This is a genomic window from Streptomyces sp. NPDC052701 (assembly GCF_040678355.1).
Lineage (GTDB): Bacteria > Actinomycetota > Actinomycetes > Streptomycetales > Streptomycetaceae > Streptomyces.
Genome location: NZ_JBFATO010000007.1, coordinates 71,715 through 82,727, shown reverse-complemented (window position 1 = coordinate 82,727; position 11,013 = coordinate 71,715). Strand labels below are relative to the sequence as shown.

General features: G+C 71.8%; 10 protein-coding genes. All 10 read left to right on the top strand.

Annotation, left to right across the window (positions count from 1 at the left end; genetic code table 11):
• Nucleotides 1–39 precede the first annotated feature (39 nt).
• The 10 genes from AB0L29_RS11350 to AB0L29_RS11305 all read left to right on the top strand — a co-directional run bounded on the left by AB0L29_RS11350 (nucleotide 40) and on the right by AB0L29_RS11305 (nucleotide 10,780).
• Nucleotides 40–1,824 carry a trypsin-like serine protease gene (locus AB0L29_RS11350; RefSeq protein ID WP_365825987.1) on the top strand — a complete coding sequence of 595 codons (1,785 nt, stop codon included), beginning with the start codon at nucleotides 40–42 and terminating at the stop codon, nucleotides 1,822–1,824.
• Nucleotides 1,825–2,028: 204 nt separating this feature from the next.
• The gene (locus tag AB0L29_RS11345) at nucleotides 2,029–3,135 is read left to right on the top strand and encodes an LCP family protein (RefSeq protein ID WP_365825756.1); all 1,107 of its coding nucleotides are present in this window, start codon (nucleotides 2,029–2,031) and stop codon (nucleotides 3,133–3,135) included.
• 239 nt (nucleotides 3,136–3,374) lie between these two features.
• Entirely contained in the window at nucleotides 3,375–3,596 is a 222-nt protein-coding gene (gene rpmE / locus AB0L29_RS11340) for a 50S ribosomal protein L31 (protein ID WP_365825754.1), read from the top strand.
• Between the two features lie 119 nt (nucleotides 3,597–3,715).
• Nucleotides 3,716–4,783, top strand: coding sequence for a peptide chain release factor 1 (gene prfA / locus AB0L29_RS11335; RefSeq protein WP_365825752.1), 1,068 nt, complete (start codon nucleotides 3,716–3,718; stop codon nucleotides 4,781–4,783).
• A 94-nt stretch (nucleotides 4,784–4,877) separates the two neighbouring features.
• Nucleotides 4,878–5,717 carry a peptide chain release factor N(5)-glutamine methyltransferase gene (gene prmC / locus AB0L29_RS11330; protein WP_365825750.1) on the top strand — a complete coding sequence of 280 codons (840 nt, stop codon included), beginning with the start codon at nucleotides 4,878–4,880 and terminating at the stop codon, nucleotides 5,715–5,717.
• Between the two features lie 52 nt (nucleotides 5,718–5,769).
• Nucleotides 5,770–6,417: an L-threonylcarbamoyladenylate synthase gene (locus AB0L29_RS11325; RefSeq protein WP_365825748.1), complete on the top strand. Its 648-nt coding sequence runs from the start codon at nucleotides 5,770–5,772 to the stop codon at nucleotides 6,415–6,417.
• Between the two features lie 52 nt (nucleotides 6,418–6,469).
• Nucleotides 6,470–7,129 (top strand): protein-tyrosine-phosphatase, encoded by a 660-nt coding sequence (locus AB0L29_RS11320; protein WP_365825746.1) that lies wholly within the window; start codon nucleotides 6,470–6,472, stop codon nucleotides 7,127–7,129.
• A gap of 89 nt (nucleotides 7,130–7,218) precedes the next feature.
• Nucleotides 7,219–8,457, top strand: coding sequence for a serine hydroxymethyltransferase (gene glyA / locus AB0L29_RS11315; RefSeq protein WP_365825745.1), 1,239 nt, complete (start codon nucleotides 7,219–7,221; stop codon nucleotides 8,455–8,457).
• Nucleotides 8,458–8,586: 129 nt separating this feature from the next.
• Nucleotides 8,587–9,996 carry an MraY family glycosyltransferase gene (locus AB0L29_RS11310; protein WP_365825743.1) on the top strand — a complete coding sequence of 470 codons (1,410 nt, stop codon included), beginning with the start codon at nucleotides 8,587–8,589 and terminating at the stop codon, nucleotides 9,994–9,996.
• Between the two features lie 346 nt (nucleotides 9,997–10,342).
• A complete protein-coding gene (locus tag AB0L29_RS11305) occupies nucleotides 10,343–10,780 on the top strand; it encodes a hypothetical protein (RefSeq protein WP_365825741.1) in 438 nt (145 codons plus the stop codon).
• The last annotated feature ends 233 nt before the right edge of the window (nucleotides 10,781–11,013 follow it).

Here is an 11,013-nt window from a genome sequence, read left to right as displayed (position 1 = left end):
ATCTCATGCATCTCTGGGGGGACTTCCTTGCCCACGTCCATGTCCGGCGCCGGCCGTCACAGACGCCGGATACGCTTCGCCCTGCCCATCGGAGCCGCCGGGATCGCCGCCGTCCTGGGCGCCGCGCTGCTGACCTCGTCCGCGGACGCCGCCACCCCGCTGCCGCGGCCCACCGCCAAGCCCGCCACCGCCTCCCCGTCGCTCGCCGAGCTGCAGCGGCGCATCGCCGGCGCCGTCGCCGGCGACGACACCGCCGGGCGGACGAGCAGGTCGCCGCTGAACGCGAGCGCCGGCGACGGCACCGTCGACGCGAAGATCATCGGCGGTACGACCACCACCCTCACCTCGGCGCCCTGGATGGCCCAGCTCTGGTACCACGACGACCGGGGCACCACCGGCACCACCGACGACATCGGCTTCTTCTGCGGCGGCGCGGTCGTCGCGCCGGCGAAGATCCTCACCGCCGCGCACTGCGTCAAGGGCTACGACTGGCACGCCAAGGGCGCCGTCGTGACCGGCACGTCCCAGCTGGCCTCGGGCGACGACCTGCACGGCGGTACCGCCACCGGCGTCTGGCGCCAGTGGAACCACCCGTCGTACAACGCGACGACGCTCGACAACGACATCGCCGTGCTGACCCTGCCCCACCCCGTCAGGGCCACGCCGATCCGGATGACGACGTCCGGCGACACCGCCTCCTACGCCGCCGGCACCAGCGCCAAGGTCTACGGCTGGGGCCGTACCAGCTCCACCAGCCAGGACATCTCCGACACGCTGAAGACGGCCACGCTGCCGATCCGGTCCGACAGCACCTGCGCGGGCTACTACGGCGCCGACTTCGTCAAGGGCCACATGGTCTGCGCGGGCACCCCCGCCAGCGGCAGCGACACCGGCACCACCACGGCCTGCAACGGCGACTCCGGCGGCCCCCTGGTCGTGAACAACCGGATCGTCGGCGTGGTGTCCTGGGGCGTGCGGGACTGCGTCGAGAAGGGCGCCTACAGCGTCTTCGCCAAGGTCAGTGCGTACGTCGGCGCCGCCTACCCGCGCATCGACGACACCAACCTCAACGGCGACCACAGGGCCGACCTGTGGGTGCGCAACGCCGCCACGCGGACCGGCTACTCCAAGAACTCCACGGGCACCGCGTTCGCCACCCGCGAGTCCTGGGGCGGCTGGGACGGCGTGAACACCGTCCTGCAGACCGACCTCGACCGGGACGGCTACGAGGACCTCGTCTACCGGGTCGGCGCCACCGGCGACGTCCACTGGACGCACTACGTGCCCGCCAGTGGCACCTGGGCCACCAAGCAGCTCGCCGACAACTGGAAGACCCGCACCCGCATCGTCACCCCCGGCGACGTCACCGGCGACTACCTGCCCGACCTGCTCTCCGTCGACTCCGCCGGCGACCTGTGGATCTACCCGGGCAAGGGCAACGGCACCTTCGCCGCCCGCGTCAAGGCCGGCTCCGGCTGGAACCAGTACAACTCCCTGCGCGGCCACGGCGACTTCACCGGCGACGGCAAGACCGACCTGATCACCCGCAGCAAGAGCAACGGCGACCTGTACCTGTACAAGGGCACCGGCAAGTCCGGCACCGGGGCCTTCTCCACCCGTGTGAAGGTCCGCAGCGCCTGGACCGGCTACAACGCCTTCGACGCGGTCGGCGACATCACCGGCGACGGCAGGGCCGACTTCCTGGCCCGCACGCCCGGCGGCACCCTGTACCTGTACAAGGGCACCGGCAAGGCGACCAGCGAGATCTTCGCCACGAGGATCTCCCTGGGCACCGGCTACCAGCAGTACGACATCTGGGGCTGAAACCCCGGCCGGCACGGCGCCCCACGGCGGGGCCGACCCGCCGTGTGCCCGCCGCCCCCGCGGCGGGCACACGGCGTCGTGCGAACCCGCGGCCGGTTTCCCCGTCGGGCCGGACCGAGGGACGATGGGTGCACAAGGGACCGAACGGACCAGGCCTGGCACCGAGTGCAAGGGGTAACCGACCGGAGACGAGCCGAGGAGCACATGAGCGCCCAGAGCACGCCGGGGGAGACCGGCACCGGCGGGCCGCGCCGCCGCAGACCCCGCGGCAGGCGCCACAGAGGGCTGCTGGTCATGGCCTGGACCGCCGCGGGCATCGTCGTCCTGGGCGGCACCGGCGCCGGTTACCTGTACGTCAAGCTCAACGGCAACCTCCGCAGCGTCGACATCGACCAGGTGCTGGGCGGCGACCGCCCGCGGAAGGCCGACAACGACTCCCGGAACATCCTCGTCCTCGGCTCCGACACCCGCGCCGGCGGCAACAGGGAGCTCGGCGGCGGCGCCGGCGACGGCACCGCCCGCTCCGACACGGCGATGATCGTGCACGTGTACGAAGGCCACCGGAGGGCCGGCGTGGTCTCCATCCCGCGCGACACGATCATCGACCGCCCCGCGTGCACCGGCACCGAGGGCGAGGAGCACCCCGCCGCGCGCGGCGTGATGTTCAACTCCGCCTACTCCACCGGCGGCGCCGCCTGCGCCGTCAAGACCGTCGAGTCCCTGACCGGCCTGCGCATGGACCACTACCTGGAGGTCGACTTCAGCGGCTTCCGCAAGCTCGTCGACGAGCTCGGCGGCGTGGAGGTCACCACCACCAGGGACATCGACGACCCCGAGAGCCACCTCCGCCTCCCGGCCGGCACGCACCGCCTGGACGGCGAGCAGGCCCTCGGCCTGGTCCGCACCCGGCACGGCGTCGGCGACGGCTCCGACCTCGGCCGCATCCAGCTCCAGCAGGCCTTCGTCAGGGCCCTGGCCGAGCAGGTCGAGGACATCGGCGTCTTCACCAGCCCGAAGAAGCTGTACGACCTCGCCGACACCGCCACCAGGACCGTGACGACCGACTCCGACCTCGGCTCGGTCAACAGGCTGATGTCGTTCGCGGGCGGCCTCAGGGGCATCGGCGCGTCGAACATGCAGATGGTGACCATGCCGGTCCGGTACGACCCCGCCGACCCCAACCGCGTCCTCGTCGAGAAGGCCAAGGCCCGGCTGGTGTGGGACGCCCTGCGGGGCGACAGGCCCGTCCCGAGGGCCGCCACCGAGGGCACCGCGACCGGCGAGGCCGGGGACGTCGTGAGCGCCCCGTGAGGGACGTGCCCCCCGTGCTCCTGGGGGGCACGGGGGACCGGGCGGCCGGCCGCGAACCCCCGTGCCCCCGCGAACCCCCCGCGCCCCCGGGGAACACCCGCGCCCCCGGGGAACAAACGACAACGGCCCCTGGTTTTGGGGTACGGCGCCAGTCCTGGCAGACTGGTACGTCGGCTCCGGTTCACGCTCCCGCATCCCGCGGCGGCGACCCGGCGCCCTCCCGAAACCTAGGAGACACCTTGAAGCGCGACATCCACCCCACGTACGTCGAGACGCAGGTAAGCTGCACCTGCGGCGCGTCGTTCACCACCCGCAGCACCATCGAGTCCGGCACCATCCGGGCCGAGGTCTGCTCCGAGTGCCACCCGTTCTACACGGGCAAGCAGAAGATCCTCGACACCGGTGGCCGTGTGGCCCGCTTCGAGGCCCGCTTCGGCAAGGCCGCCGGCTCCAAGAAGTAGCGAGCCCCCATCCGCCGGTCCACGGCCGCGCTCTTCGGTGCGCGCCGGGACCGGCGTTTTTGGTCGCCCGCCTTCCCCTTCCCCGCAGGACTTCCCCGCAGGACACAGGAGCCCCCAAGATGTTCGAGGCCGTCGAGGAACTCGTCAGCGAGCACGCCGACCTGGAGAAGAAGCTCGCCGACCCGTCGGTCCACGCCGACCAGGCCAACGCGCGCAAGCTGAACAAGCGCTACGCCGAGCTCACCCCGATCGTCGCCGCGTACCGCTCCTGGAAGCAGACCGGCGACGACATCGAGACCGCGCGCGAGCTGGGCGCCGACGACCCCGACTTCGCCGCCGAGGTCAAGGAGCTGGAGAAGCAGCGCGAGGAGCTCACCGAGAAGCTGCGGCTGCTGCTCGTCCCGCGTGACCCCAGCGACGACAAGGACGTCATCCTGGAGATCAAGGCGGGCGCGGGCGGCGACGAGTCCGCCCTGTTCGCCGGCGACCTGCTGCGCATGTACCTGCGCTACGCCGAGCGCGTCGGCTGGAAGACCGAGATCATCGACGCCACCGAGTCCGAGCTGGGCGGCTACAAGGACGTCCAGGTCGCCGTGAAGGCCCGCGGGCAGGTCGAGCCCGGGCAGGGCGTGTGGGCGCGCCTGAAGTACGAGGGCGGCGTGCACCGCGTGCAGCGGGTGCCGGCCACCGAGTCGCAGGGCCGCATCCACACCTCCGCCGCCGGTGTGCTGGTCACCCCGGAGGCCGAGGAGGTCGACGTGGAGATCAACCCCAACGACCTGCGCATCGACGTCTACCGCTCCTCGGGACCGGGCGGCCAGTCGGTCAACACCACCGACTCCGCCGTGCGCATCACGCACATCCCGACCGGTGTCGTGGCCTCCTGCCAGAACGAGAAGAGCCAGCTGCAGAACAAGGAGCAGGCACTGCGTATCCTGCGCTCCAGGCTGCTCGCCATGGCGCAGGAGGAGGCGGAGCGGAACGCCGCCGACGCCCGCCGCAGCCAGGTCCGCACCGTCGACCGCTCCGAGAAGATCCGCACCTACAACTTCCCGGAGAACCGCATCTCGGACCACCGCGTCGGCTTCAAGGCGTACAACCTGGACCAGGTCCTGGACGGCGACCTCGACGCGGTGATCCAGGCCTGCGTCGACGCGGACTCGGCCGCCAAGCTCGCAGCCGCGTGACGCACGAGTACGCCTAGCCGTAGTACGGAGCACCGAGTACCGGAGGACGAGCGTGCAGCAAGACCCCGGGGGGCGACCCCCGAGCCCCCGCAGCGTGCTGCTCGCGGAGGTGGCCCAGGCCACCCAGCGGCTGGCCGACGCCGGCGTGCCCTCGCCGCGCACCGACGCGGAGGAGCTCGCCGCCTTCGTGCACGGCGTGAAGCGGGGCGAGCTGCACACCGTGAAGGACTCCGACTTCGACGCCCGCTACTGGGAGGTCGTCGCCCGCCGCGAGGCCCGCGAGCCCCTGCAGCACATCACCGGACGCGCCTACTTCCGGTACCTGGAACTCCAGGTGGGGCCCGGGGTGTTCGTGCCCCGGCCCGAGACCGAGTCCGTGGTCGGCTGGGCCATAGACGCCGTACGGGCCATGGACGTCGTCGAGCCGTGCATCGTCGACCTGTGCACCGGGTCGGGCGCCATCGCGCTCGCCCTCGCCCAGGAGGTGCCGCGTTCGCGGGTGTACGCCGTGGAGCTGTCCGAGGACGCCCTGGTGTGGACCCGCAAGAACATGGAGGGGTCCCGGGTCGAACTGCGCCAGGGCGACGCGCTGACGGCCTTCCCGGACCTCGACGGCCAGGTCGACCTGGTCATCTCCAACCCGCCCTACATCCCGCTCACCGAGTGGGAGTACGTCGCCCCCGAGGCACGCGACCACGACCCGCAGATGGCCCTGTTCTCCGGCGAGGACGGCCTCGACCTGATCCGCGGCATCGAACGCACCGCGCACCGGCTGCTGCGCCCCGGCGGGGTCGTCGTCGTCGAGCACGCCGACACCCAGGGCGGCCAGGTGCCGTGGATCTTCGCCGAGGACCGCGGCTGGACCGACGCGGCCGACCACCCCGACCTGAACAACCGCCCCCGGTTCGCCACCGCCCGCAAGGCGCTGCCGTGAGCAGCCCGCAGACTTCACCCCCGCAGTACGTGTACGAGGAGGCCCACTAGACATGGCACGGCGATACGACACCAACGACGCGACCGACCGTGTGACCGGCCTGCGCGAGGCAGCGTCCGCCGTCCGCCGTGGCGAGCTCGTGGTGCTGCCGACGGACACGGTGTACGGCATCGGCGCCGACGCGTTCTCCGCGGAGGCCGTCGCCGACCTGCTCCAGGCCAAGGGCCGGGGCCGGAACATGCCCACCCCCGTCCTCATCGGCTCCCCGAACACGCTGCACGGACTCGTCACGGACTTCTCCGAGCTGGCCTGGGAGCTGGTCGACGCCTTCTGGCCGGGCGCGCTGACGCTGGTCGCCAAGCACCAGCCGTCCCTGCAGTGGGACCTCGGCGACACCCGCGGCACGGTCGCGGTGCGCATGCCGCTGCACCCGGTCGCCATCGAGCTGCTGACGGAGGTGGGCCCCATGGCCGTCTCCTCCGCCAACCTGACCGGCCACCCGGCGCCGGAGAACTGCGACGCCGCGCAGGAGATGCTCGGCGACTCCGTCTCCGTGTACCTGGACGGCGGCCCCACCCCCGGCAACGTGCCGTCCTCGATCGTCGACGTGACCGGCCCGGTGCCCGTGCTGCTGCGGCAGGGGGCGCTCTCGCCGGACGAGCTGCGCAAGGTGGTACCCGACCTCGAGGTGGCGAATTGACAGCCCCCGGCTCCCCCGGGGTCCCGGCCGCGCTCGACCAGGGGGCACCCCCATGCGCGGCATAGGCAACGGGGAACGCGAGGCGGAGGAGACGACGACCTTCGGGTTTCCGCGCGACACCTTCCGCATCCTGCACGTCAGCACCGGCAACGTGTGCCGCTCGCCGATCACCGAGCGGCTGACCCGCCATTTCGTGCAGGAGCGGCTCGGGATCCTGGGCGGCGGGCTGATCGTGGAGAGCGCGGGCACCTGGGGGCACGAGGGCGCGCCCATGGAGGCCCACGCGGAGACCGTGCTGGCCGACTTCGGCGCGGACGCCTCGGGGTTCGTGGGCCGGGAACTGCTGGACGAGCACGTGATCCGCGCCGACCTGGTGCTGACCGCCACACGGGACCACCGGGCGCAGGTGATCTCGATGGGGCACTCGGCGGGGCTGCGGACCTTCACACTGAAGGAGTTCACCCGGCTGGTGAAGGCCATCGACCCGGCGACGCTGCCCCCGCTGGAGGAGGGCCTGGTCGCGCGTGCGCGCGCCCTGGTGCGGGCCGCCGCCGCGCTGCGCGGATGGCTCCTGGCGCCCACGGCGGAGGCGGACGAGGTGTACGACCCCTACGGCGCTCCCCTGACGTTCTTCCGGTCGATCGGGGACGAGATACACCAGGCGCTGGACCCGGTGGTGACGGCGCTGACCGGGGTGCCCGCGCGGACGTAGCCCTGCGGCGATTGCCGTAACAACCCGGGCGTACGGGACCTCTCGGGCCTACATTGGACGTACGTCACCGACGACGCCCGGAGCGCACCATGACGGTCAGTCCCGCCCTAGAGGCCGATGTCCTGCGGCGTCAGGACCCCGAGCTCGCCGACGTCCTGCTCGGCGAGCGGGAGCGGCAGTCGACGACGCTCCAGCTGATCGCCGCCGAGAACTTCTGCTCGCCGGCCGTGCTGGCGGCCCTCGGCTCCCCGCTGGCCAACAAGTACGCCGAGGGCTATCCGGGGGCGCGGCACCACGGCGGCTGCGAGATCGTCGACCTCGCCGAGCGCCTCGCCGTGGACCGGGCCAGGGAACTGTTCGGCGCCGATCACGCCAACGTCCAGTCCCACTCCGGCTCTTCGGCGGTGCTCGCCGCCTACGCCGCCCTGCTGCGCCCCGGCGACACCGTCCTCGCGCTCGGCCTGCCGCACGGCGGCCACCTCACGCACGGCTCGCCCGCCAACTTCTCCGGCCGCTGGTTCGACTTCGTCGGGTACGGGCTCGACGCGGAGACCGGGCTCATCGACCACGACCAGGTGCGCGCCCTGGCCCGTACCCGCCGCCCGAAGGCGATCGTGTGCGGCTCGACCGCCTATCCCCGGCACGTCGACTACGCCTTCTTCCGCGAGGTCGCCGACGAGGTGGGCGCCTACCTGATCGCCGACGCCGCGCACCCCGTGGGGCTCGTCGCCGGGGGAGCGGCGCCCAGCCCGGTGCCCTACGCCGACATCGTCTGCGCCACCACGCACAAGGTGCTGCGCGGGCCGCGCGGCGGCATGATCCTGTGCGCCGCCGAGCTGGCCGAGCGGGTGGACCGGGCGGTGTTCCCCTTCACCCAGGGCGGCGCCCAGATGCACACCGTCGCCGCCAAGGCCGTCGCGTTCGGCGAGGCGGCGACACCGGCGTTCGCCGCCTACGCCCGTCGGGTGGTGGCCAACGCCAGGGTCCTCGCGGCCCGGCTGGCGGCCGAGGGGCTGGCCGTCACCACCGGCGGCACGGACACCCACCTCGTCGTCGCCGACCCGGCCCCGCTCGGCGTCGACGGGCGCACCGCGCGCGGCCGGCTGGCCGCCGCCGGCCTGGTCCTGGACTGCTGCGCGCTGCCGTACGGCGACGTCCGCGGACTGCGCCTGGGCACGGCCGCCGTGACCACGCAGGGCATGGGGGAGGGGGAGATGCGGAAGATCGCCGGGCTGCTCGCGGAGGTGCTCAGGGGCGGGATCGAGCCCGCCCGGGCGCGTGCCGAGGCGCGGGAGCTGGCCGGTGGATTTCCGCCGTATCCGCGCTGAGGCGGGGTGGGCGCGACCACGGGCGCAGTCACTCGTGCAACCATCGTCGCTACCCGGAAGTCCCCACCCGTATGCGCACATCGCTAGGGTGTGGGGCTGAGATGGCCAGCGAGACCTGTGGGGAAGCCCGTGCGTGAATACCTGCTGACGCTCTGCGTCACGGCCGCGGTGACGTATCTGCTGACAGGGCCGGTACGGAAGTTCGCGATCGTGGCCGGGGCGATGCCGGAGATCCGGGCGCGTGACGTGCACCGGGAGCCCACTCCGCGGCTCGGCGGTATCGCCATGTTCTTCGGCCTGTGCGCGGGCCTGTTGGTCGCCGACCACCTCACCAACCTCAACCAGGTCTTCGAGAAGTCCAACGAGCCGCGGGCCCTGCTCTCCGGAGCGGCGCTGATCTGGCTGATCGGCGTCCTGGACGACAAGTTCGAGATCGACGCCCTGATCAAGCTGGGCGCCCAGATGATCGCCGCCGGCGTGATGGTCGTGCAGGGCCTGACGATCCTGTGGCTGCCCGTCCCGGGCGTCGGCTCGGTCGCCCTCACCCAGTGGCAGGGCACCCTGCTGACGGTCGCGCTCGTCGTCGTCACCATCAACGCGGTCAACTTCGTCGACGGCCTGGACGGCCTCGCGGCGGGCATGGTGTGCATCGCGTCGACCGCGTTCTTCCTGTACGCCTACCGGATCTGGTACTCGTACGGCATCGAGGCCGCCGCCCCCGCCACGCTCTTCTCGGCGATCCTGATGGGCATGTGCCTGGGCTTCCTGCCGCACAACATGCACCCGGCGCGGATCTTCATGGGCGACTCGGGCTCCATGCTCATCGGCCTGGTCCTGGCCGCGGGGGCGATCTCCGTCACCGGGCAGGTCGACCCGGACGCGCTCAACCTGTACACCGGGTCCGAGAAGGAGGCCGTGCACCAGACGGTGCCGGTCTACATCCCGCTGCTGCTGCCGCTGACGATCATCGCGGTGCCGGCCGCCGACCTGATCCTGGCCATCGTGCGGCGCACCTGGCGCGGCCAGTCACCGTTCGCCGCGGACCGCGGGCACCTGCACCACCGGCTGCTGGAGATCGGCCACTCGCACAGCCGCGCGGTGCTGATCATGTACTTCTGGTCGGCGCTGATCGCCTTCGGCGCGCTGGCCTACTCGGTCAACTCGGCGTCCATGTGGATCGTCCTGGGCGTCGTCTTCCTCAGCGCGATCGGCCTGGTCCTGCTCCTGCTGCCGCGCTTCACGCCGCGGGCCCCGCGCTGGGCGGAGCGCTTCGTGCCGCCGCGGTACCGGCGGCGCCGGGTGGCCGCCGCGGAGCCCGGGGACGCGGCGCCGGCGCCCGCCGCCGAGCAGACCGAGCAGGCCGGCCAGGCCGAGCAGGCCGGCCAGGCCGAGCAGGCCGGCCAGGCTGAGCAGGCCGGCCAGGCTGAGCAGGTGTCCCGCACCCCGGTGGTCAGCGGGGTGTCCGGGGCCAACGGGGCGAGCGCGATCGGCCACCGGTCGCGCTTCGCGGACCCGAGGAAGGCCGGGACGTCGCGCTGAGGGCCCGCGGCGAAGGGCCCGTCTTCAGGACGAGAAGCCGCAAGGTAAGAATCTGACTAGAGCATTGCCAAGTCGTGGGAGTTCGATGGGGGTGCAGATCGCCCCATACCAGACAAATGGGCCGTGATTCCGCTCAGACGCGCAGCTTCACTCTCAGGTGTGACGGCTGGCACACCATTCAGGTAAAGACTGCATCAAATAGTTTGTGATACCGTTCACGAGAACCCCCGGACAGAGCCGAAGGACCGTAGTGCGACGGTCCATTGGTGTGAGGTCCTCACACTCCTCCCGGGACTACGCTCGTCCATGACGACACCCTGCCCCCTGTGAAAGCGGAGTTGCCGCCATGCCGTCCAACGACGTCCGGATCCTGGCCCAGGCCGCGGTGCCCACGGCTGCCGTCGGCGCGATCGCCGCCGTCGTCAGCGGTGTGGTGGCCGGGGGCGAAGGGGCGATCGGAGCAGTCGTCGCGACGCTCGTGGTCGTCCTGTTCATGGGCATCGGCCTCTACGTCCTGCAGCGCACCGCCAAATCGCTTCCGCACCTCTTCCAGGCGATGGGCCTGATGCTCTACGCGGCACAGATCCTGCTGCTGTTCGTCTTCCTCTCCGCGTTCAAGAACACGACGCTGTTCAACCCCAGGACCTTCGCCGTCACGCTCCTCGTCGGCACGCTCACCTGGGTCGCCGCGCAGACGCGTGCCCACATGAAGGCCAAGATCCTCTACGTCGAACCCGATTCGACCACGGGCGGGAAGCCCGAAAAGTCGGGACGCTCGTCGTGAGGGATAGGGCCGGGATAAAGAGGCATGAGAGATCCTGCTATCGTCCGGTGCCAACTGCGGCATCGCGGGCGCGGGCAATCCGAGCTGACGCCTGCTCATTCGCGAGGCGAGATGCCCCACAGCCGCCCCCACATCCGTAACACCAGTCCCGTGCCGAACAGCGGCCGCGCGCCGCGCCGACACAACGAGGTTGCCGTACCCATGCGTCACGCCGAAGGAGCCCGCGGTGAGTG

Excerpts from the sequence above, each read along its gene's own strand:
- prfA (WP_365825752.1), top strand. The coding sequence starts at position 3,716 with ATGTTCGAGGCCGTCGAGGAACTCGTCAGCGAGCACGCCGACCTGGAG.
- glyA (WP_365825745.1), top strand. The coding sequence starts at position 7,219 with ATGACGGTCAGTCCCGCCCTAGAGGCCGATGTCCTGCGGCGTCAGGAC.
- AB0L29_RS11325 (WP_365825748.1), top strand. The coding sequence starts at position 5,770 with ATGGCACGGCGATACGACACCAACGACGCGACCGACCGTGTGACCGGC.
- AB0L29_RS11345 (WP_365825756.1), top strand. The coding sequence starts at position 2,029 with ATGAGCGCCCAGAGCACGCCGGGGGAGACCGGCACCGGCGGGCCGCGC.
- AB0L29_RS11305 (WP_365825741.1), top strand. The coding sequence starts at position 10,343 with ATGCCGTCCAACGACGTCCGGATCCTGGCCCAGGCCGCGGTGCCCACG.
- AB0L29_RS11320 (WP_365825746.1), top strand. The coding sequence starts at position 6,470 with ATGCGCGGCATAGGCAACGGGGAACGCGAGGCGGAGGAGACGACGACC.
- AB0L29_RS11350 (WP_365825987.1), top strand. The coding sequence starts at position 40 with ATGTCCGGCGCCGGCCGTCACAGACGCCGGATACGCTTCGCCCTGCCC.